This is a genomic window from Janthinobacterium sp. FW305-128, from assembly GCF_020858135.1.
Lineage (GTDB): Bacteria > Pseudomonadota > Gammaproteobacteria > Burkholderiales > Burkholderiaceae_D > Janthinobacterium.
The window spans coordinates 117,797-139,201 of record NZ_JACYMK010000006.1; the positions used below are offsets into that span (position 1 = coordinate 117,797).

Annotated in this window: 26 protein-coding genes; 21 read left to right on the top strand and 5 right to left on the bottom strand. The window is 61.6% G+C overall.

All coding sequences use genetic code 11. The features are described 5' to 3' along the window. Nucleotides 1-7 precede the first annotated feature (7 nt). The 13 genes from maiA (at nucleotide 8) to IGS60_RS14250 (ending at nucleotide 9,996) form a co-directional block, all read left to right on the top strand. A complete protein-coding gene (gene maiA, locus IGS60_RS14190) occupies nucleotides 8-658 on the top strand; it encodes a maleylacetoacetate isomerase (protein ID WP_230505095.1) in 651 nt (216 codons plus the stop codon). A gap of 140 nt (nucleotides 659-798) precedes the next feature. Continuing rightward, a complete protein-coding gene (locus IGS60_RS14195; RefSeq protein WP_230505097.1) occupies nucleotides 799-1,578 on the top strand; it encodes a uracil-DNA glycosylase in 780 nt (259 codons plus the stop codon). A 38-nt stretch (nucleotides 1,579-1,616) separates the two neighbouring features. Next, a complete protein-coding gene (locus IGS60_RS14200) occupies nucleotides 1,617-2,168 on the top strand; it encodes an NADAR family protein (RefSeq protein ID WP_230505099.1) in 552 nt (183 codons plus the stop codon). A gap of 189 nt (nucleotides 2,169-2,357) precedes the next feature. Next, the gene (gene iscR, locus IGS60_RS14205) at nucleotides 2,358-2,834 is read left to right on the top strand and encodes a Fe-S cluster assembly transcriptional regulator IscR (protein WP_034779566.1); all 477 of its coding nucleotides are present in this window, start codon (nucleotides 2,358-2,360) and stop codon (nucleotides 2,832-2,834) included. Nucleotides 2,835-2,904: 70 nt separating this feature from the next. Next, entirely contained in the window at nucleotides 2,905-4,131 is a 1,227-nt protein-coding gene (locus tag IGS60_RS14210; RefSeq protein ID WP_275528016.1) for an IscS subfamily cysteine desulfurase, read from the top strand. A 55-nt stretch (nucleotides 4,132-4,186) separates the two neighbouring features. Continuing rightward, the gene (gene iscU / locus IGS60_RS14215; RefSeq protein ID WP_034779562.1) at nucleotides 4,187-4,576 is read left to right on the top strand and encodes a Fe-S cluster assembly scaffold IscU; all 390 of its coding nucleotides are present in this window, start codon (nucleotides 4,187-4,189) and stop codon (nucleotides 4,574-4,576) included. Between the two features lie 51 nt (nucleotides 4,577-4,627). Then, entirely contained in the window at nucleotides 4,628-4,948 is a 321-nt protein-coding gene (iscA, locus tag IGS60_RS14220) for an iron-sulfur cluster assembly protein IscA (protein WP_034750079.1), read from the top strand. A 66-nt stretch (nucleotides 4,949-5,014) separates the two neighbouring features. After that, the gene (hscB, locus tag IGS60_RS14225; RefSeq protein ID WP_230505100.1) at nucleotides 5,015-5,530 is read left to right on the top strand and encodes a Fe-S protein assembly co-chaperone HscB; all 516 of its coding nucleotides are present in this window, start codon (nucleotides 5,015-5,017) and stop codon (nucleotides 5,528-5,530) included. Between the two features lie 88 nt (nucleotides 5,531-5,618). Further along, entirely contained in the window at nucleotides 5,619-7,499 is a 1,881-nt protein-coding gene (gene hscA / locus IGS60_RS14230) for a Fe-S protein assembly chaperone HscA (protein ID WP_230505102.1), read from the top strand. Nucleotides 7,500-7,566: 67 nt separating this feature from the next. Beyond that, the gene (gene fdx, locus IGS60_RS14235) at nucleotides 7,567-7,908 is read left to right on the top strand and encodes an ISC system 2Fe-2S type ferredoxin (RefSeq protein WP_070311300.1); all 342 of its coding nucleotides are present in this window, start codon (nucleotides 7,567-7,569) and stop codon (nucleotides 7,906-7,908) included. A gap of 1 nt (nucleotide 7,909) precedes the next feature. Next, complete coding sequence (gene iscX, locus IGS60_RS14240; RefSeq protein ID WP_070224134.1) at nucleotides 7,910-8,104, top strand: Fe-S cluster assembly protein IscX; 195 nt, start codon at nucleotides 7,910-7,912, stop codon at nucleotides 8,102-8,104. Nucleotides 8,105-8,168: 64 nt separating this feature from the next. Continuing rightward, nucleotides 8,169-9,008 (top strand): SAM-dependent methyltransferase, encoded by an 840-nt coding sequence (locus tag IGS60_RS14245; protein WP_139142954.1) that lies wholly within the window; start codon nucleotides 8,169-8,171, stop codon nucleotides 9,006-9,008. A gap of 229 nt (nucleotides 9,009-9,237) precedes the next feature. After that, nucleotides 9,238-9,996: an rRNA pseudouridine synthase gene (locus IGS60_RS14250; protein ID WP_230505104.1), complete on the top strand. Its 759-nt coding sequence runs from the start codon at nucleotides 9,238-9,240 to the stop codon at nucleotides 9,994-9,996. Here the strand turns inward: IGS60_RS14250 and IGS60_RS14255 are convergent. The 5 genes from IGS60_RS14255 to IGS60_RS14275 all read right to left on the bottom strand — a co-directional run bounded on the left by IGS60_RS14255 (nucleotide 9,993) and on the right by IGS60_RS14275 (nucleotide 12,742). Beyond that, a complete protein-coding gene (locus tag IGS60_RS14255; RefSeq protein ID WP_099410978.1) occupies nucleotides 9,993-10,421 on the bottom strand; it encodes a group III truncated hemoglobin in 429 nt (142 codons plus the stop codon). The genes IGS60_RS14250 and IGS60_RS14255 overlap by 4 nt on opposite strands. A gap of 62 nt (nucleotides 10,422-10,483) precedes the next feature. Next, nucleotides 10,484-11,020 (bottom strand): RDD family protein, encoded by a 537-nt coding sequence (locus tag IGS60_RS14260; RefSeq protein ID WP_230505106.1) that lies wholly within the window; start codon nucleotides 11,018-11,020, stop codon nucleotides 10,484-10,486. Continuing rightward, nucleotides 11,010-11,771 carry a DUF3106 domain-containing protein gene (locus IGS60_RS14265; protein WP_230505107.1) on the bottom strand — a complete coding sequence of 254 codons (762 nt, stop codon included), beginning with the start codon at nucleotides 11,769-11,771 and terminating at the stop codon, nucleotides 11,010-11,012. Before IGS60_RS14265 ends, IGS60_RS14260 begins: the two co-directional genes overlap by 11 nt. Then, nucleotides 11,772-12,176: a DUF3619 family protein gene (locus tag IGS60_RS14270; RefSeq protein ID WP_230505109.1), complete on the bottom strand. Its 405-nt coding sequence runs from the start codon at nucleotides 12,174-12,176 to the stop codon at nucleotides 11,772-11,774. Further along, the gene (locus tag IGS60_RS14275) at nucleotides 12,173-12,742 is read right to left on the bottom strand and encodes an RNA polymerase sigma factor (protein WP_034779551.1); all 570 of its coding nucleotides are present in this window, start codon (nucleotides 12,740-12,742) and stop codon (nucleotides 12,173-12,175) included. The genes IGS60_RS14270 and IGS60_RS14275 overlap by 4 nt, the downstream gene beginning before the upstream one ends. Nucleotides 12,743-13,237: 495 nt before the next feature. Between IGS60_RS14275 and IGS60_RS14280 the strand changes: the two genes are divergently transcribed. The 8 genes from IGS60_RS14280 to pssA all read left to right on the top strand — a co-directional run bounded on the left by IGS60_RS14280 (nucleotide 13,238) and on the right by pssA (nucleotide 21,369). Continuing rightward, nucleotides 13,238-14,968, top strand: coding sequence for an acetolactate synthase 3 catalytic subunit (locus IGS60_RS14280; protein ID WP_071650268.1), 1,731 nt, complete (start codon nucleotides 13,238-13,240; stop codon nucleotides 14,966-14,968). A 1-nt stretch (nucleotide 14,969) separates the two neighbouring features. Further along, nucleotides 14,970-15,461: an acetolactate synthase small subunit gene (ilvN, locus tag IGS60_RS14285; RefSeq protein WP_010399754.1), complete on the top strand. Its 492-nt coding sequence runs from the start codon at nucleotides 14,970-14,972 to the stop codon at nucleotides 15,459-15,461. A gap of 74 nt (nucleotides 15,462-15,535) precedes the next feature. Next, entirely contained in the window at nucleotides 15,536-16,552 is a 1,017-nt protein-coding gene (gene ilvC / locus IGS60_RS14290; RefSeq protein ID WP_034750044.1) for a ketol-acid reductoisomerase, read from the top strand. Between the two features lie 149 nt (nucleotides 16,553-16,701). Continuing rightward, nucleotides 16,702-17,112 carry a hypothetical protein gene (locus IGS60_RS14295; protein WP_230505111.1) on the top strand — a complete coding sequence of 137 codons (411 nt, stop codon included), beginning with the start codon at nucleotides 16,702-16,704 and terminating at the stop codon, nucleotides 17,110-17,112. A gap of 177 nt (nucleotides 17,113-17,289) precedes the next feature. Next, on the top strand, nucleotides 17,290-18,516 hold the full coding sequence (locus IGS60_RS14300; protein WP_230505113.1) for an MFS transporter: 1,227 nt from the start codon (nucleotides 17,290-17,292) through the stop codon (nucleotides 18,514-18,516). Between the two features lie 207 nt (nucleotides 18,517-18,723). Then, a complete protein-coding gene (locus tag IGS60_RS14305; RefSeq protein WP_086136411.1) occupies nucleotides 18,724-19,479 on the top strand; it encodes an SIMPL domain-containing protein in 756 nt (251 codons plus the stop codon). Between the two features lie 125 nt (nucleotides 19,480-19,604). Next, a complete protein-coding gene (locus tag IGS60_RS14310; protein ID WP_230505114.1) occupies nucleotides 19,605-20,360 on the top strand; it encodes an SIMPL domain-containing protein in 756 nt (251 codons plus the stop codon). Nucleotides 20,361-20,517: 157 nt separating this feature from the next. Continuing rightward, a complete protein-coding gene (gene pssA, locus IGS60_RS14315) occupies nucleotides 20,518-21,369 on the top strand; it encodes a CDP-diacylglycerol--serine O-phosphatidyltransferase (protein WP_070224123.1) in 852 nt (283 codons plus the stop codon). The last annotated feature ends 36 nt before the right edge of the window (nucleotides 21,370-21,405 follow it).

Below are 21,405 nucleotides of genomic sequence, written 5' to 3' on the forward strand. Positions count from 1 at the left end.
GCGCCCCATGAAGCTGTACACCTATTTCCGCAGTTCGGCCGCCTACCGCGTGCGCATTGCCTTGAATTTGAAGGGTATCGCCTACGACAGCATCCCCGTGCACCTGCTGCAGGACGGCGGCCAGCAGCTGCTGCCGGCCTACCGCGCCGTCAACCCGTCGGCCCTGGTGCCGGCGCTCGACGACGAGGGCGCCATCCTGACGCAGTCGCTGGCCATGCTCGCATACCTCGACGAGACGCGGCCAGCGGTGCCGCTGCTGCCGGCGGATGCGCTGGGACGCGCCCGCGTGCGCGCGCTGGCGCTGGCGATTGCCTGCGACGCCCATCCGTTGACGAATCTGCGCGTCCTGAAATACCTGAAAAACACGCTGGGGCTGTCGGACGAGGCCAAGCAGGAATGGTACCGCCACTGGATGGCCGAGGGATTGGCAGCCGTGGAAGCGCTGCTGGCGCAGGGCGACCCGGCCGGAGCTGGCCTGTTCTGTCATGGCGACAGCCCGACGATGGCCGATTGCTGCCTGGTGCCGCAAGTGTTCAATGCGCAGCGCTTTGCCATCGACCTGGCGCCGTACCCGCGCGTGGCGCGCATCCATGCGCATTGCGCCGGCTTGCCGGCGTTTGCCGCCGCACATCCGTCGCAGCAGCCTGACGCCGAGTAAGTTTGAGCCGCATCAAACGTAAGCCGCCCCGGCCAGCATGCAGGCCGGGGCTTTTTTATGCGGAATTGATTTTGCGCAGTCAATGCCTGCTTGCCGGTAGGCTACAATTTGCGTTTGCCCAAATATTTTACTGACGCGCCATGACCGCAACAACCGTTCCTGCCAGCATCGCCGATGCCCTGTCCCTGGCGCATGCTTCCTGGCGTCCCGTCCTGCTGCGCGGCTTGCACGCCGTGATGGCGGCCGATCCCGCCTACCTGCCGGCGCTGGCCGCCGACGATTACCTGCCCACGCAGGGCCGGCTGTTCGCCGCCTTTGCCCTGCCGCTGGCGCAGGTGCGCTACGTGCTGGTGGGCGAGGGGCCGTATCCGCGTGCCGACAGCGCCACGGGCGTGTGCTTCATGGATGGCGCCGTCGGCAGCCTGTGGTCGGCGACGGGCCTGTCGAAACCCGTCAACCGCGCCACCTCCTTGCGCAATTTCATGAAGATGCTGCTGGTGGCCGATGGCCAGCTGCAGGCTGGCGACACCTCGGGCGTCGCCATGGCGCCCGTGGCGGCCGCCGCGCTGCAAACCGGCAGCGGCGTGATCCAGACCCTGCCCGACTTGCAGCGCAAGATGACGGAGCAGGGTTTCTTGCTGCTCAACGCGGCGCTGGTATTCCGTGCCCACGTGCCGCCCGTGCAGGATGCGCGCGGCTGGCTGCCTTTCCTGCAGGTGGTGCTGGAAGCGCTGGCGCAACAGGGCGGGGCGGCCTTGCCGCAACTGGTGCTGTGGGGCAAGATTGCCGAGCTCATCAAACGCTTGCCGGTGGCCGCAGCCTTGCCGCAGGTGACGGCGGAACATCCGTATAATCTGTCCTTTATCGGCAACAGCGACATGCAGGCCCTGTTTGGCCCGATGCAGCTGTTGCGTGCTTGAGCTTGAATCATCGCCTGTCTGGCGGAAGTGCGGGGAATATGCAAATCAGTAACGTGGAAGAATTGAAGGCGTGGATCGCGGCGGGCGGCGAGCCCGACTATCTGTATTTCTGGGGCCACACGCCGGCGCAGCCGCAGGTGCCCGACAAAAGCTGCTTCAGTCAGTGGTTTCCGTCGCCGTTCAGCCTGGCTGGCGTGACGTATGCCACGGCCGAGCACTACATGATGGCGCAAAAGGCGGCCCTGTTCGGCGACACGGCCGTGCAGGCGCGCATCGTGGCGGCCGAACGGCCGTCGGAAGTGAAGAAGCTGGGGCGCGAAGTGGCCAATTTTGACGCCAGGGTATGGGAGGCGGCGCGCGCGGGCATCGTCTTCGATGGCAACTTCGCCAAGTTCTCGCAAAAAGCCGCGCTGCGCAAGTTCTTGCTGGGCACGGGCGAGCGCGTCATCGTCGAAGCCAGTCCCGTCGACCGCATCTGGGGCGTGGGCCTGGCGTCGGACAATCCACGCATCGGCGATCCGGCCCGCTGGGACGGCTTGAACCTGCTGGGGTTTGAGTTAATGAAAGTACGTAGCGCTCTGCGTGCCTGAGCAGTATTGTTGTTTTCCTGATGCCGCCGCGCCTGGCGCGGCCGGCCATGCCCCTTCCCGCCCTGTGGTCATCGAGGGGCGCTCTGACAAACCCCGCCGAATTTGTTATACTTGACTAAATCATTCAACTACTCGGGGTTTGAGGAGTTGAAAAACCGCAATATTTTAAACCAGTTGACCAGAGGATGTATGCGTCTGACTACAAAAGGCCGTTTTGCCGTGACAGCGATGATCGATCTTGCCCTGCGCCAGGGCAAGGGACCGGTCACCTTGTCCGGCATCAGCCAGCGCCAGTCGATTTCCCTGTCCTACCTGGAGCAGCTGTTCGGCAAGCTGCGCCGGCATGAGATCGTCGAATCGATCCGCGGTCCGGGCGGCGGCTACAGCCTGGCGCGCCGTGCCGACAAGGTGACGGTGGCCGACATCATCATCGCCGTCGACGAGCCGCTCGATGCCACGCAGTGCGGCGGCAAGGAACATTGCCACGGCGCCGACGCGGCCACGGGCGCGCGCTGCATGACGCATGAATTGTGGTCCACGCTCAATGAAAAAATGGTCGATTATCTGGATTCTGTGTCCTTGCAGGACCTGGTCGACCAGCAGAGACAAAAGATTGCCGAACAAAGCGTGATGGTGATGCACCGTAACCACGCCGCCCTCGGTTGAACATAACAAAATACCAAGTTGCTGATTGCAGGAGTTATTGATGAACGCCCCAGAAAAAAACGTAGGCCAAGTGCACTTTGAAACCGCACCGCATTTCCCGATCTACATGGATTACTCGGCCACCACGCCGATCGATCCACGCGTCGCCGACAAGATGATTCCCTACCTGCGCGAGCAGTTCGGCAATCCGGCATCGCGCAGCCACATGTATGGCTGGACGGCGGAAAAAGCCGTGGAAGAGGCACGCGGCCACGTGGCGGCCCTGGTGAACGCCGATCCGCGCGAAATCATCTGGACGTCCGGCGCGACGGAAAGCAACAACCTGGCCATCAAGGGCGCGGCACAGTTCTACAAGACCAAGGGCAAGCACATCATCACCGTCAAGACCGAGCACAAATCGGTGCTCGACACGGTGCGCGAACTGGAACGCATCGGCTTCGAAGCGACCTACCTGGAACCGCAGGACAACGGCCTGATCACCGTCGAGCAGCTGGCCGCGGCTGTGCGCCCGGATACCATCCTCGTGTCGGTGATGCTGGTGAACAACGAAATCGGCGTGATCCAGCCGATCGACGAGATCGGCGTGTTCTGCCGTTCGAAAGGCATCATCTTCCATTGCGACGCCGCGCAAGCGACGGGCAAGGTTGTCATCGACCTGCAAAAGACCAAGGTCGACCTGATGACCTTCACGGCACATAAAACCTACGGCCCGAAAGGCGTGGGCGCCCTGTACGTCTGCCGCAAGCCGCGCGTGCGCCTGGAAGCGCAGATGCACGGCGGCGGCCATGAGCGCGGCCTGCGCTCGGGCACCTTGCCGACGCACCAGATCGTCGGCATGGGCGAAAGCTTCCGCATCGCCAAGGAAGAGATGGACAGCGAAATCGGCCGCATCAAGGCCTTGCGCGACCGCCTGGCCAAGGGCCTGCAAGAGATCGAAGAAGTCTACATCAACGGCGACATGGACCACCGCGTGCCGCACAACCTGAACGTCAGCTTCAACTACGTCGAAGGCGAGTCGCTGATCATGGCGATCAAGGATATCGCCGTGTCGTCCGGTTCGGCCTGCACCTCGGCCAGCCTGGAGCCATCGTACGTGCTGCGCGCCCTGGGCCGCAGCGACGAACTGGCGCACAGCTCGATCCGCTTCACCATCGGCCGTTTCTCGACCGAGGAAGACATCGACTTCGCCGTGAACCTGCTGAAATCGAAAGTACACAAGCTGCGCGAACTGTCGCCGCTGTGGGACATGTTTAAAGATGGCATTGACATCAATTCCATCCAATGGGCAGCCCACTAACCAACACCGTGGCCCCTGTTGACGGGGCCGGCAAGAATATTAAAGGAGCATCAAAATGGCTTACTCGGACAAAGTACTCGATCACTACGAAAACCCGCGCAACGTGGGCGCTTTCGACAAGGGTGATGAAACCATCGGCACCGGCATGGTGGGCGCGCCCGCCTGCGGCGACGTGATGAAACTGCAGATCAAGGTCGGCGCCGATGGCCTGATCGAAGACGCGAAATTCAAGACCTATGGCTGCGGTTCGGCCATCGCGTCGAGCTCGCTGGTAACGGAATGGGTCAAGGGCAAGACCCTGGACCAGGCGCTGGCCATCAAGAACACGCAGATCGCCGAAGAACTGGCCCTGCCGCCAGTGAAGATCCACTGCTCCATCCTGGCGGAAGACGCCATCAAGGCGGCGGTATTGGATTATCAAACGCGTCACCCGGCAGCAGCTTAATCGTTGGTAGCCCGCCCCAGCCGCAAGGCCGGGGCAGTTACGGAGAAATACATGATCACACTGACCGAAAAAGCGGCGAAACACATCAACCGTTATATCGAACGGCGCGGCAAGGGCATGGGCCTGCGCTTCGGCGTGCGCACCACGGGCTGCTCGGGCCTGGCCTACAAGCTCGAATATGTCGATGAGGCGGCGGCCGAAGACAGCGTCTTCGAATCGCACGGCGTGAAAGTCTTCGTCGACCCGAAAAGCTTGCCTTACATCGACGGCACGGAACTCGATTTCGCGCGCGAAGGCTTGAACGAAGGCTTCAAGTTCCACAATCCGAACGAAAAAGACGCCTGCGGCTGCGGCGAGTCCTTCAGGATTTAAACAGCTGGCAAGACCCCGGTCGGTGCGCTGTACCCATCGATTGCGGTACAGCGACCACTGACAATTATGCAAAACCACTTCGAATTATTCCAGTTGCCGGCGCAGTTCGGGCTCGACATGAGCGCGCTGGACGCGGCCTACCGCGACGTGCAGGGCAAGGTCCACCCGGACCGTTTCATCAACGCCAGCAGCGCTGAAAAGCGCGTGGCGATGCAATGGGCCACGCGCGCCAATGAAGCCTACCAAACCCTGAAAAGCCCGCAAAAGCGCGCGCAATACCTGTGCGAACTCAATGGCGTCGATCTGCAGACGGAATCGAACACGGCCATGCCCGTCAGCTTCCTGATGCAGCAGATGGAATGGCGCGAGGAACTGGGCGATGCGCGCGCGGGCAAGGATGCCGACGCGCTCGACTCCCTGGACCGCCAGCTGCGCGGCGAACGCAAGGCACTGCTGGCCCAGGTGGCCGCCCAGCTGGACGCCGCCGACTACGTGAATGCGGCGCAAAGCGTGCGCGCCCTGATGTTCCTCGACAAATTCGGCGAGGAAGTGCGTTTTGCATACGAGGCGCTGGAAGCCTGACTGACCAAGCGCCAGTCCGGCGCGCGTCTTATAATGCGCGACAGGCATCAGCTGCATCACGCAAAAAATTAATCGAGGCACGAATACAATGGCACTTCTGCAAATTTCCGAACCAGGCATGTCGACCGCGCCGCACCAGCACCGCCTGGCCGTCGGCATCGATCTTGGCACCACCAATTCCCTGGTCGCGACCGTGCGCAACAGCATTCCCGAGGTGCTCAACGACGAAGAAGGGCACTCCCTGCTGCCCTCCGTCGTGCGCTACCTGCCGAACGGCCACGCCAACATCGGCTACAAGGCCCTGTCCGCGCAAACCACCGACCCGAAGAACACCATCGTCTCCGTCAAGCGCTTCATGGGCCGCGGCCTGGCCGACATCGCCTACGCGGAAAACCTGCCGTACGATTTCCAGGATACGCCTGGCATGGTGCAGCTGAAAACCGTGGCCGGCGTGAAAAGCCCCGTCGAAGTGTCGGCGCAAATCCTCGCCACCTTGCGCCAGCGCGCGGAAGACTCGCTGGGCGACGACCTGGTGGGCGCCGTGATCACCGTGCCCGCCTACTTTGACGATGCGCAGCGCCAGGCGACGAAAGATGCGGCGCAATTGGCCGGCATCAATGTGCTTCGCCTGCTGAGCGAGCCGACGGCTGCCGCCATCGCGTATGGCCTCGACAACGCCTCCGAAGGCGTGTACGCCGTGTACGACCTGGGCGGCGGCACTTTCGATATCTCGATCCTGAAGCTGAGCAAGGGTGTGTTTGAAGTGCTGTCCACGGGCGGCGACTCGGCCCTGGGCGGCGACGATTTCGACCGCCGCCTGTTCTGCTGGATCAGCGAGCAGGCCAAGCTGGCGCCGCTGTCGGACGAAGACACGGCCATCCTGATGGTGAAAGCGCGCGAAATCAAGGAAATGCTGTCGACCAAGCCGGAAACGATGATCGACGCGGCCCTGAACTCGGGCGAAGAGATCCACCTGCGCATCACGGCCGCGGACTTTGCCGCCATGACGCAGCACCTGGTGGCCAAGACCATGAACGCCATCAAGAAAGCCCTGCGCGACGCGAACGTGGATGCGGACGACGTCGACGGCGTGGTGATGGTGGGCGGCGCCACGCGCATGCCGCACGTGCAGCGCGCCGTCAGCGAATTCTTCCACACGACGCCGCACGCAAATATCGACCCCGATAAAGTGGTGGCGCTGGGCGCGGCCATCCAGGCGAACTTGCTGGCCGGCAACCGTGCCGCCGGCGACGACTGGCTGTTGCTGGACGTCATTCCGCTGTCGCTCGGTATCGAAACCATGGGCGGTCTGGTGGAAAAGATCATCCCGCGCAATTCGACGATCCCGTGCGCCAGAGCCCAGGAATTCACGACATTTAAAGATGGCCAGACGGCGCTGGCCGTGCACGTGCTGCAGGGCGAGCGCGAACTGGTCAGCGATTGCCGTTCCCTGGCGCGTTTTGAATTGCGCGGCATTCCGCCGATGGTGGCGGGCGCCGCGCGCATCCGCATCACCTATCAGGTCGATGCGGACGGCTTGCTGTCCGTCTCGGCGCGCGAATTGCGCTCGGGCGTGGAAGCGTCGATCAGCGTCAAGCCGGCCTACGGCCTGGGCGACGACGACATCGCCCGCATGCTGCAGGATTCGTACACGTCGGCCGACACCGACATGGTGGCGCGCGCGCTGCGCGAAGAGCAGGTGGAAGCGGAACGCATCCTGCTGGCCACGCAGTCGGCGCTGGACGAGGACGGCGGCTTGCTGGACGACACCGAGCGCGTGGCTGTCGATGGCTTGATGACCAAGGTGCGCGACGCCATCGTGCAGTCGCAAAGCGGCGCCATCGACCACCAGGCCTTGAAGCTGGCGATCGAAGCACTGGCCGACGGCACCGAGGATTTCGCCTCGCGCCGCATGGACCGCAGCGTGCGCACGGCATTGACCGGCAAAACGCTGGACCAGGTCGTATAAAACCAATTGAACAGCGTGCCGCCGATATGGCGGCCGCGCTCCGAATGACAGACTGAAAGAAGAAACCATGCCACAAATCGTTATCCTGCCGCACGCCAAGCTTTGCCCGGACGGCGCCGTCATCGAAGCACCAAGCGGCAAGTCCATTTGCGACATCCTGCTGGAAAACGACATCGACATCGAGCATGCCTGCGAAAAATCGTGCGCCTGCACCACCTGCCACGTGCTGGTGCGCGAAGGCATCGAATCGCTGAACGAAGCGACGGAACTGGAAGAAGATATGCTGGACAAGGCCTGGGGCCTGGAAGCCGTGTCGCGCCTGTCGTGCCAGTCCATCGTGGCCGAGGCCGACCTCGTCGTCGAAATCCCGAAATACACGATCAACCAGGTCAGCGAAGGCAGTCACTAACATGAAATGGTCCGACATACACGCGATCGCCGAGGCTTTGTTCGACGAGCATCCGGACATCGATCCGCTGACCGTGCGTTTCACCGACCTGCACAACTGGGTGGTGGAACTGGACGGCTTCGACGATGACCACACGCGCGGCGGCGAAAAAGTGCTCGAAGCGATACAGATGGCGTGGATCGATGAAGCGCGCTAAGGGCGCGGCACCCGCCGCCACCGCAGCCGCCGCGCCGAAAGACGTCATCACGGCCGCCAGCAACATGCCCGAGATCAAGGATGGCCAGTCGGTCGCCTTGCTGCAGGAATTGCACATCCTGACGCGCGACGGCAAGATGAACCAGGACAGCCGCCGCAAGCTCAAGCAGGTGTACCACCTGACGCAGTTCATCGAGCCGCTGCTGCGCGAAGTGCAGCTCGACCACCCCGGCGTGTCCTTGGTCGACCACGGCGCCGGCAAGTCGTATCTGGGTTTCATCCTGTACGATCTGTTCTTCAAGAACGGCAACGACGGTTCGCATATCTACGGCATCGAGACGCGCGAAGAGCTGGTGCAGCGCTCGCAAGAGCTGGCGAAGAAATTCAAGTTTCCCGGCATGTCGTTTCTGCCCCTGTCCGTGGCCGAATCGACGGAGTCGAACTTGCTGCCGCAGCAGATCGACATCGTCACGGCCTTGCACGCGTGCAACACGGCCACCGATGACGCTATCCACTTCGCCCTGAAGAAAAAGGCGAAGTTCATGGTGCTGGTGCCGTGCTGCCAGGCCGAAGTCGCTTCCGTCCTGAAGAAGAACAAGGGCAAGAGCCTGGGCAAGAACGTCTTGACGGAATTGTGGCGCCACCCGCTGCACACGCGCGAGTTCGGCAGCCAGATCACCAACGTGCTGCGCTGTTTGCAGCTGGAAGCGCATGGCTACCAGGTCAGCGTGACGGAACTGGTGGGCTGGGAGCATTCGATGAAGAATGAACTGATCATCGCCAGCTACAAAAACCTGCCGCGCCAGCGCCCCACCGAGCGCCTGCAGGAAGTGCTGCAGACCCTGGGCCTGGAAGAGATGGGTCACCGCTTCTTTGCCGAGGAATTGGCCAAGGCGCAAGCCTGATTGTTGGCTTACGCGGCAAGCCGCTAAGCCAACCTACCAAATCAGTCACGGCCGCGCAGCCCGGGTAGGTCGGGTAGGTCGGATTAGCGCAGCGTAATCCGACAATCACCAGCGTAATCCGACAATCACCAGCGTAATCCGGCAATCACCAGCGCAATCAGCAAAAAGGGGGAGGAGCGGGTCGGTTACAATACCGGCTTTCTCCTCCTCTTGCTTTTTGCGCCTCCCCATGACCACACCTATTGAAATGCCCACCGTCCGCCTGGCCAAGCGCCTGTCCGAAGACGTGCCCTGTTCGCGCCGCGAGGCCGAGCTGTATATCGAGGGCGGCTGGGTGACGGTCGATGGCGTGCTGGTGGAAGAGTCGGGCGCGCGCGTGGCCGACAACCAGACCGTGGTGCTGCTGCCGAACGCCACGCTGGAAGAAATGCCGCCCGTGACGATCCTGCTGCACAAGCCGGCCGGCATCAATGGCGGCGTCGGCAGCGAAGGCAAGCCTGCCCTGAGCTGTTTGCGTCCCGAAGAGATTTTTACGCCGGAAAACGTGGCGCCCAGCTCCATCACGCGTTTCCTCAAGCGCCATTTGATCGGCCTGACCATCACCAATCCGCTCGACACCATGGCGTCCGGCCTGCTGGTGTTCACGCAGGATTTCCGCGTCGCCCGCAAGCTGGTCGATGAAGCGAAAACGGTGGAGCAGGAATTCATCGTGGAAGTGTCGGGCACTATCGCTGAGAATGGCCTGGCGCTGCTCAATCACGGCTTGCCCTTCAATGGCAAGCCTTTGCCGCCGATCAAGGTCAGCTGGCAGAACGAGACGCGCCTGCGCTTCGCCCTGAAAAACGTGCAGCCGGGCCAGATCGCCCACATGTGCAAGATGGTGGGACTGGACGTCGTCGCCATGAAGCGCTTGCGCATCGGCCGCATCCCGATGGGCGCCATGCCGTCAGGTCAGTGGCGCTATCTGCAGGGTTACGAGAGGTTCTAAAGCTGCGGTGCCACGATGGCGTGGTTTTCCGCAAAGCTTTTCCATAGCCGTTCGGCAATATTCAAGGCGATGGTATCGGCCTTTTCCTGCAGGGCCGGGTTGCCCATGCTCTCGGTCGTGGCGAAGAACAGGGTCAGCCAGCGGCGGAACATGCACGGCGTCAGGTTTTCCATATTCGCGTGCTGGGCCAGCGGCTTGCCGTGGTAGCGCATGGTGCCGCGCAGCAAGCCTGACCAGAAATCGACCAATGTTGCCAAGTGGGCATCCCAATCCTTGACCTCGGCGGCAAAGATGGGGCCCAGCATGGCGTCGTCGCGCGCGGCCGCATAAAAGGTGTGGACGAGATGCTTGACGTCGTCTTCGCTGCAGACTTCCTCGCGATAGGGGGCGAAGCGTGTGTGGGGGAGGGGGGCGGTATTCTTCATGGCATGCCATGATCGCAGAGCCCCCGTGGCGCTTCAATGACCCAGGTCAAGCCGCATAAAACTCAGGCGGCGACTTTCTTCGACTTTTTCGCGGGTGCCGGCAATTGCACGATCTGCGTGCCCGCCAGCTTGTCGTGCAGGAATTGCCCGTTGCCGGTGAACAGGGCCGTGGCCGACCAGGCCAGGATGCCCACGCCGATGGCGCCCAGCGCTGTCCAGTGCTGCAGGTCGAAGGCATACGCCGCCACGAGCGCTGGCAGCAGCCACATCCATGACAGGATGTAGCGGTACGCGGCCACGCGCAGCGGCACGTGGGCGTGGCCCGGCAGCACGACTTTCAGGCGCCACGTCTTCATGGCCAGGGTTTGCCCTTCGCGGCTCCATTGATGGATGAAATACGCGCCCATGACGAGGAAGGCCAGGCATTGGCGCATGTGTTCCGTCATGGGCGTATGCGCGCCCTGCACGGCCAGTTCAAACAGCAGGAAGGGCAAAAACAGCACGGCCAGGGCCAGCAGCGACTCGTACACCATGGAAATCAGGCGGCGCTTGATCGTGGGATGGGAAGTGATGCTGGCGGCGGGCGTGCTATTTGACATTGGTCGGCAGTGGGGCAGGCGTAACAGGTGGCGTGACAGGCACGGCGGCGGGAGCCGTGGCAGGATCCGTGAGCGGCACGGCCGCCGCTGGCGCAGCGGCTGGCGGCAGGACGGGCGCGGCGGCAGGCGCTGCCGGCGTGGCGGGCGGCACGATCACGGGCGGCTTGCTCGTGGTCGAATTGATCGCTGGCACCTTGCCCAGCGGTTTTTTCGGCACGAGTTCCGTCGCCAGCTTTTTCTTTTGATCTTCCGGCAATTGCTGGTATTGCTCCCATTGCGCGGTTTTTTGACCCGGATCAATCTTCTTCGTGCGCGTGTAGTTTTCGCGCACGAGGCGGCGCTGTTCCGGCGTCAGCTTGATCCATTCGCGCATGCGTTCATGCACGCGGATTTGCTCGTCCGCCGTCATCGAGGCAAAACGGCTGGCGATATCGAGCCATTTCTGCTTGCGCAGCGGTTCCAGCTTGTTCCATTCGCCCGCCAGCGGCTGCAGGGCTTCCTGCTGCGCGCGCGACAGCTTGTTCCACGATGGATTCTCGCTGGCCTTGGGCGGCGTGCCGCCCTTGCCGGCTGTGCGGGGCGAACCGGGCTTGATGGCTGAGGCCGGGGCCACCACGGGCGCTGGCGCCACGGGAGGCGCGGCGGGCACGGGATGTTGCTGCGCGCCTACCCAGGCGGCGCCCGCCAGGGCGCAGGCGCCCAGGCCGATGCCGCCGGCCAGCCAGCCTTTGCGTACGCTCGTGCCTGCCATTTATTGCTCGCGTTTCGTCAGGTAGGCGTTGAAGCCATGGTCCATGTACGCAGACAGCGGCAATTCGTCCGACAGAACGGCGGCATCGATTTCTGCCAGTTCGGCAATATGTTGTTCCTGCTCAAACTGATAGATGCCCACCAGGCCGCCGACGAGCAGCAGCAGGGGGATGATGACGCTCATGCGGCCCAGCCACGACAGCGGCTCGACGAACAGGCTGCTGGCGACGCCGGCGAACACGTTCTGGCGCACGGCAACGGCGGCGGGCGCGTCCGCCTTCTTGCGCGACAGGGCCAGCTTGCGTGCCGCTGCCAGGCGATCGGTGGTCGATGCGGGCAGGTCGTCGAGTTTTTCGTTCAGTGCATGGCGCACTTTGTAAGCGAAATTGAGATCGTCGGTGTTCATAATTTAATTCCCTTGGCTTTCAGCGATTCGGCGAGCGTGTGGGTAGCTCTAGAGCAATGTGTTTTCACGCTACCTTCGGAGCAACCCATCGCTTCCGCTGTTTCAGCCACATCCATGTCCTGCCAATAACGCATGAGGAAGGCTTCGCGTTGACGTGAGGGCAGTTTTTGTACCTCTGCATCAATCAAATCAAGGATTTGCGCGCGTTCGACCTGGTCGGCCGACGATTCGGCGGCGCTGGAGCCCTGTTCCGATTCATAGGTGTCAAGTATATCAAAATCTTCATGTTCGTCGCCCGAGGGCTTCATGCCGGAAAACAGGCTGACCCAGGTGTTGCGAACTTTTTCACGGCGGAAATAATCAAGGATGGTGTTCTGCAAGATGCGCTGGAACAGCATCGGCAGCTCGGCGGCCGGCTTGTCGCCGTATTTCTCGGCCAGCTTGATCATGGCGTCCTGCACGATGTCGAGGGCCGATTCTTCCTTGCGGACCGCGTAGGCGGCCTGCTTGAAAGCGCGCCGCTCGACATTTTCTAGAAAGTCGGATAATTCTTTGTCTGTTGCCATGCGGTATGGGATCTTAGCGGCTGCGGGGTGCGGTGGGCGAAATGGGGGCGGGTATGCTTTTTGCAACCCCGTGCATGCTAGCAAAAAATGTGCGTTTCCGCAGGGTTTTTGCACGTTGTGCGAGCAAAAATGCAGCGAGGCCGACATTTTCCTTGACCATCATGGTGCAACGCGATAACGTATGGGACGCTTTGAACACCCCAAAGCCCTATGGTCAGGTCGCGACCGGCACACAAGGCCAGCAGCGGCAAGACGCGCTTTCATTTGTAGGCAGTTTGTTCTAACCCGCGCCACAAGCGCGAGCGGTTCGTACAGGCGCCACAGAAACTCCGGCCAAACGAGTTGCGTTAAGCGTTGTTTTGTAAGGTATCTATGGGTGCCCAAAGAAATTGCGTGACCGCATGAAAAGGGAAGCAGGAGCACTGTTGCGTTAGGCGTACCTCGTCAGGAAAGAACATCCGATCAATCTCCAATGGACCTTGAAAGGAATGTTTCATGAATACCGAAGCAGCAGCAGGACCAATTACGGGCGCAGAAATTGTCGTGCGCTGTCTGGCTGAAGAGGGCGTCGAGCACGTCTTTGGATATCCGGGCGGAGCCGTACTCTACATCTACGACGCCATCTTCCAGCAAAACAAATTCCAGCATATCCTGGTACGCCACGAGCAGGCCGCGATCCACGCCGCCGATGCCTATTCGCGCAGCTCGAACAAAGTCGGTGTCGCCATCGTCACGTCCGGTCCGGGCGTCACGAATGCCGTCACGGGCCTGTCGACCGCGTACATGGACTCGATTCCCATGGTGGTGATCTCCGGCCAGGTGCCGAGCCACGCCATCGGCCAGGATGCGTTCCAGGAATGCGACACGGTCGGCATCACGCGCCCCGTCGTCAAGCACAACTTCCTCGTCAAGGACGTCAAGGACCTGGCAGCGACGATCAAGAAAGCCTTCTTTATCGCCCGTACCGGCCGTCCGGGACCCGTGCTGGTCGATATCCCCAAGGATATCAGCATGCACAAATGCCATTTCGACTATCCGAAGGAAGTCGAGATGCGTTCCTACCGTCCCGTCGACAAGGGCCACTCGGGTCAGATCCGCAAGGCCGTGCAGCTGTTGCTGCAAGCCGAACGCCCGATGATCTACACGGGCGGCGGCGTCATCCTGGCAAATGCCTCGGCCGAGCTGAACAAGCTGGTCGACCGCCTGGGTTTCCCGTGCACCAACACCTTGATGGGCCTGGGCGGCTACCGCGCCTCGAGCGAGCAGTATGTCGGCATGCCCGGCATGCACGGCACCTATGAAGCGAACATGGCGATGCAGAACTGCGACGTGCTGATCGCCATCGGCGCCCGTTTCGATGACCGCGTGATCGGCAACCCGAAACATTTCGCCTCGCATCCGCGCAAGATCATCCACGTGGACATCGATCCATCGTCGATTTCCAAGCGCGTCAAGGTCGATATCCCCATCGTCGGCAACGTCAAGGACGTGCTGATCGAGTTCCTCGCGCAACTCGACGCGGCCGAAGCCAAGCCGAACGTCAATGCCTTGAGCAACTGGTGGAAGCAGATCGCCGAATGGCGTGGCCGCGAATGCCTGAAATACCCGACTTCCGACCTGGTCATCAAGCCGCAATCGGTGGTGGAAAAAGTGTTCCAGATCACCAAGGGCGACGCCTTCATCACGTCCGACGTGGGCCAGCACCAGATGTGGGCCGCGCAATACTATGGCTTCGACAAGCCGCGCCGCTGGATCAATTCCGGCGGCCTGGGCACCATGGGTGTCGGCTTGCCGTACGCCATGGGCGTGCAGATGGCCAATCCGGACGCCACCGTTGCTTGTATTACCGGCGAAGGTTCGATCCAGATGTGCATCCAGGAACTTGCCACGTGCAAGCAGTATCACCTGACGCCGAAGATCATCATGCTCAACAACCGTTTCCTCGGCATGGTGCGCCAGTGGCAGGAAATCGATTACGGTTCGCGCTATTCCGAGTCGTACATGGATTCGCTGCCCGACTTCGAAAGGCTGGCGGAAGCGTATGGCCACGTGGGCATGAAAATTGAAAAACCGGGCGACGTCGATGGCGCGCTGAAAGAGGCGTTTGGCATGAAAGACAGGCTGGTATTCATGAACTTCATTACCGACCAGTCCGAAAACGTGTGGCCCATGGTGAAAGCCGGCAAAGGCCTGTCCGAAATGATGCTCGGTTCGGAGGATCTCTAATATGCGCCACATTATTTCTGTCTTGCTGGAAAACGAAGCGGGCGCCCTGTCGCGCGTGGTGGGCCTGTTCTCGGCACGCGGCTACAACATCGAAACACTGACCGTGGCGCCGACGGAAGACTCGACCCTGTCGCGCATGACCATCGTCACCAGCGGTTCGGACGACATCATCGAGCAGATCACCAAGCACCTGAATCGTCTGATTGAAGTGGTGAAGGTGGTGGACCTGACCGAAGGCCAGCATATCGAACGCGAGCTGATGCTGATCAAGGTTCGTGCCGTGGGCAAGGAGCGCGAGGAAATGAAGCGCACCGCCGATATCTTCCGTGGCCGCATCATCGATGTCACCGAAAAGACGTACACGATCGAACTGACCGGCAACAAGGTCAAGCTCGACGCGTTCATCGATTCGATCGACCGCGCCGCCATTCTGGAAACCGTCCGTACGGGTGGTTCCGGCATCGGCCGCGGCGAACGCATCCTCAAAGTATAAAAATATAAGCAGCACTACGCGGCCCTGGGGCCGCATTTAAAACAACAACGCATCATCAAATGATAGGAAATACCATGAAAGTTTTTTACGACAAAGACGCTGACCTCTCCTTGATCAAAGGCAAAAACGTTGCCATCATCGGCTACGGTTCGCAAGGCCATGCACACGCGCAAAACCTGAACGATTCGGGCGTCAATGTCACCGTCGGCCTGCGCAAGGGCGGCGCTTCGTGGACCAAGGTCGAACAAGCTGGCTTGAAAGTAGCGGAAGTCAACGACGCCGTGAAAGCGGCCGACGTCATCATGATCCTGTTGCCAGATGAAAACATCGCCCAGGTCTACAACGAAAACATCGCGCCATTCGCCAAGCAGGGCGCCGTGCTGGCCTTCGCCCACGGCTTCAACGTGCATTACGGCCAGGTCGTGCCACGCGCCGACCTGGACGTGATCATGGTCGCGCCGAAAGCGCCGGGCCACACCGTGCGCGCCACCTACACCCAGGGTGGCGGCGTGCCCCACCTGATCGCCGTGTACCAGGACAAATCGGGCATCGCCCGCGATATCGCCCTGTCGTACGCCTCGGCCAACGGCGGCGGCCGTGCCGGCATCATCGAAACGAACTTCCGCGAAGAAACCGAAACGGATCTGTTCGGTGAACAGGCCGTGCTGTGCGGCGGCGCCGTGGAACTGATCAAGGCCGGTTTCGAAACCTTGACGGAAGCGGGTTACGCGCCTGAAATGGCGTACTTCGAGTGCTTGCACGAACTGAAGCTGATCGTCGACCTGATCTATGAAGGCGGCATCGCCAACATGAATTACTCGATCTCGAATAACGCCGAATACGGCGAATACGTGACCGGCCCTAAAGTCGTCACCTCGGCCACCAAGGATGCGATGCGTCAATGCCTGAAAGATATTCAAACGGGCGAATACGCGAAGAGCTTCATCCTGGAAAACAAGGCAGGCGCACCGACCCTGATCTCGCGCCGCCGCCTGACGTCCGAGCACCAGATCGAAGAAGTGGGCGCGAAACTGCGCGCCATGATGCCTTGGATCGCCAAGAACAAGATGGTTGACCAGTCGAAGAACTAAGCAGCAATCGTTCCTCACACGAAGCCGGCGCAAGCCGGCTTTTTTTTGCGCGGGCGTTTGGCCGCCAACATCCGTTACAATCAGGCCCATTCAACCATAGCGTCAGCACCATGCTCGTTTTTTCTAAAGTTTTTGTCGGGAATCTTCATGTGGTCAAGCGCCCCGTCTCGGTTGCCATCAGCTGCTGGTTTCTGGTCCTCGGCTCGCTGTCAGCGCTGGTGTCTGCTTACCTTGGCCGCAACGATCCCGCCATGCAGGCGTGGATGACGGACGGCGTGATTCCCGCGGAAGTGCAATACGCGATTTTGCTCCTCAGTCAGGGCCTTACCCTGGTGACAGCGCTGGCCATGCTGCAAAGGCAGCGTGGCGCGCGCACCGTGTATCTGGTATGGGGCGTGATCGACATTGCGTTCTGTCTGGCGACCTTGCCGCTGAAGATGAACGTCTTGCCTGGCGCGCTCACGTTCGCCGTCATCTGCGCCTTCCTGTACAGTCCGAAATCGAATGCCTGGTTTTCGCCGCGCAAGGCGGCCAATGATGCCTGCATGACGCCAGCCTGAGCACGGTTGATTTCGTGCACACGCTGTTGGCGCGTTTGCTTTACAATCCCGCCCTTCCTTTGCAGTTTCACATGGACTGCATCTGTTTCGGTATCTGCCGACCGCAACGCGCATCACCGCTTTTGTAGCACGCCAGGCGCTAGTTTTTTAGCCGCTTGCGCAACCAGAAAGACCTCCATGACTGACCGTATCACCGCCACGGGGCCCTCGCAGGCTGCTGTTGACTCTTCCATTCCCATCCTGGCCTTGCTGGCCCTGGCCATGACGGCGTTTCTCGCCCTCCTGTCGGAAACCTTGCCGGCCGGCTTGCTGCCGCAGATTGCCCGCGACCTGAATATTTCCGAAGTCATGACGGGCCAGCTTGTGACCGTGTACGCCATCGGTTCCATCCTGACGGCGATCCCCCTGACGGCGCTGACCAGCACCTGGCGCCGGCGCAATGTCCTGTTGCTGGCCATCATCGGCTTCCTGATCTTCAATACGGCGACGGCCCTGGCGCCCAGCTACATCGTCGCCCTGGTCGCGCGCTTCGTCACGGGCATGGCCGCCGGCCTGGCCTGGGGCTTGATGGCCGGCTACGCGCGCCGCATGGTGTCCGTCGAGCAGCAGGGCAGGGCGATGGCCATCGCCATGATCGGCACGCCGCTGGCCCTGTCGCTGGGCGTGCCGCTGGGCACCCTGATGGGTGGCGTGCTGGGCTGGCGCAGCATCTTCGGCATCATGTCCGGCCTGGCCGTGGTGCTGGTCGCGTGGGTGTTGCTGGTCGTGCCCGATTATCCGGGGCAAAAGAACGGCGAACGTCTGTCGATCCGCCAGGTGTTCATGACGCCGGGCGTGCGGCCGATTCTGGCGGTGATCGTCGCCTGGATGCTGGCGCATAACATTCTCTATACCTATATCGCGCCGTTCCTGGCGCCGTCCGGCTTGCGCCCCCGCGTCGACCTGGTGCTGCTCGTGTATGGCGTGGGCTCCTTGGCCGGCATCTGGCTGGTCAGCCAGCTGATCGACCGCTGGCTGCGCCCGCTCGTGCTGGGCTGCATCGCCGCCTTTGCCCTCGTGATGGTGGCGCTGGGCCTGGCGATGGACTCGCCCGCCGTGATCTATGTCAGCATGGCCATCTGGGGCATCACCTTTGGCGGCGCCGGCACCCTGCTGCAGACGGCGTCGGCCGACGCGGCCGGCGACGGCATGGATGTGGCGCAAGCGATGGTGGCGACCATCTGGAACGTGGCCATCGCGGGCGGCGGCCTGGCGGGCGGCATGCTGCTCGACGGCTATGGCGCGGCATCGTTCCCGTGGGCCATGCTGGCCTTGCTGCTGGTGGCCTTGACCATCGCCTGGTGCGCGCACCGCCACAGTTTCAAGCCGGGCCGGCGCAGCGGCGGCGCGGTGCTGGGTCACTAACACATTGTTATTTTGAATAACAGTGTGTTGAGATGTGAGCAGATGTGACTGGCAGACGCATTTTGTGACGATTTGTTAATTTGCGCCACGGGAATGAATGAGGCGTTAGAATCTACACAGTTTGACAAGTTTCTCAAGAGAAATGGGGTAGCGCAGAGCGCGCCCCATCGCTCCTTGTCAGCCACATTAACTACCTAGGAGTACCCCATGACCGTGATGAAATCCGTCCTTGTTGCCGCCGCAGCCACCGTTGCCCTGAGCGCGCAAGCCCAATCTTTGCCGACTTCCGGCACCCTGGTGGTCGTACCCGCATTTGGCGAAGTCAAGCATGTCAATGACCAGGTGGTCGCTACCCTGGCCGTCGAAGAACAGGACAAGGACAAGGCTGCCGCTGCGTCGAGAGTCAACCAGAAGATGAACAAGGGTATCGCCATCGTCAAGCAGGCCGACCCGTCGGCGGCACTGAAATCGTACGGCTACTACACCTACCCCGTGTATCCGGAAGAGCGTCCATTGCCGGCTGGCGCCGTGGCCAAGCCGCGCCTGCCAACGGCCTGGCGCGTGGGCCAATACCTGGAAGTGACGACGGCCAATCTGGCGTCCCTGCCAAAAACCGTGTCGGCGGCGCAAGGCGTGCTGACCCTGAACGGCTTGAATTTCGGCCTGAAGCCGGAAACCATCCGCTTGCTGGACGACCAGCGTATCGCCGCCACCTATAAAAACCTGAACGAGCGCGTGGCTGCCATCGCCAAGGCCATGGGCCGCAACGTCTCGGACGCCGTGCTCGATACGGTCGACTTCGAAGGTTCGGGCAACTACGCCACGGAAAGCCGTCCTGCCGCCGCGCCGATGATGATGCGCAGCGCCAAGATGGCCGAAGACAGCACCGTCGCCGAACCGAGCTTCGAGCCGGGCGAAACGACGCTCGACATGCGCGTCGTCGGCAAGGTCAAGTTCAAGTAAGCTGAAGTAAGCTGAAGTAAGCTGATCAATGCGGCGGGAAAATTTCCGCGTCAGCATGTTTTAAAAATCATGGGGCTGTTGGCCCCATGGTCGTTTTTGCCCCATTATTTTCCTGGAGAAACACCATGACCGTCATGAAATCGCTGCTGGCCGCAGCCGCCGCTACCGTTGCTCTGGGCGCCCAAGCCCAGGCCTTGCCCACTTCCGGCACCCTCGTGGTGGTGCCCGCCAATGGCGAAGTGGTGCACGCGAACGACCAGGTGACCGTCACCCTGGCCATCGAAGAGCAGGACAAGGACAAGGCCGCCGCCGCCTCGCGCGTGAACCAGAAGATGAACCAGGGCACGGCCATCGTCAAGAAAGCCGATCCGCAAGCCGTGCTGAAGACCCAGGGCTATTACACGTATGCCGTGTACCCGGAAACGGCGCCCTTGCCGCCGGGCGTCGCCGCCAAGCCTAGAGTACCAACGGGCTGGAGAGTGGGGCAATACCTGCAGGTGACGACGACCAACCTGGCCGCCTTGCCGAAAACCGTTTCCGCAGCGCAAGGTGTGTTGACCCTGAACCGCCTGAACTTCGGCCTGGCGCCCGCCACCGTGCGCAAGCTCGACGACCAGCGCATCGCCGCCGCCTACAAGAACCTCAACGAGCGCGTGGCCGCCATCGCCGGCGCCATGGGCCGCAACGTCAATGACGCCGTGATCGACACCATCGATTTCGAAGGTTCGGGCAACTATACGCAGCGCGCGAACGTGGCAGGCGCGCGCGCCATGAGCGCCGATTCCATGGGCTACGGCGGCAGCCAGGTGGCCGAACCGAGCTTTGAACCGGGCGAAACGACCCTCAACATGGGCCTGGTGGCCAAGGTCAAGTTCAAATAAGGCTAGTATTGGTGTCAATATAGCCGGCTTGACGCCGCCGCGCTTTTCTTTGGCGGCGGCTCCTCTATAATGACAACATCGGCAGGCGCATGCCCTGACAGTCATGCGCCTGCCATCTGGCACCGATTCCCCCGCAGTACACAAGATATGGAACAACATGGCAAACTTCCCCCGTCGTAGAGGCAAGAACGGCACCCCCGCAGCATCCAAAGCGTCCCGCTTCAGCAAATTCGTGCGCCAGCCGGTGACCGATGGCACTGGCAAGAAAACCCTGCGCCGCCGCGGCATCTATCTGTTGCCGAACGCCTTCACGACGGCAGCCCTGTTTTGCGGCTTCTACGCCATCGTCATGGCCATGAACCAGAAATTCGAACACGCGGCCTGGGCCATCTTCATCGCCATGATCCTCGACGGCCTCGATGGCCGCATCGCGCGCCTGACGAATACGCAGAGCGAATTCGGCGCCCAGTACGACAGCCTGTCCGACATGGTGTCGTTCGGCGCCGCGCCGGCGCTGGTGATCTACGAATGGTCGCTGCGCGGCATGGGTAAACTGGGCTGGCTGGCCGCATTCGTGTATTGCGCCGGCGCCGCCCTGCGCCTGGCCCGCTTCAACACGAACATCGCCGTGGTCGACAAGCGCTTCTTCCAGGGCTTGCCCAGCCCGGCGGCCGCGGCCATGGTGGCCGGTTTCATCCTGCTGATGAACGACCTGGAATTTGCCGGCAACCAGCTGGCCTGGGTGTCGTGGACGATCGCCCTGTTTTCCGGACTGACCATGGTCACCAACGTGCCGTTCTACAGTTTCAAGGATGTGAATTTCCGCAAGTCCGTGCCCTTCATCGTGGTATTCCTGCTGGCATTGTTCTTCGCGCTCATTTCCATCGATCCGCCGAAAGTGCTGTTCCCGATTTTCGTCGTCTATGGCCTGTCCGGCTACGCCGTGTTTTTCTGGCGCATGGCGAAGGGCAAGCCCGTCAGCATCATCCAGACCGACCCCGAGCATTAATACGGCGAGTCGGTAGCGTCGCCAGTCTTCAGCCAG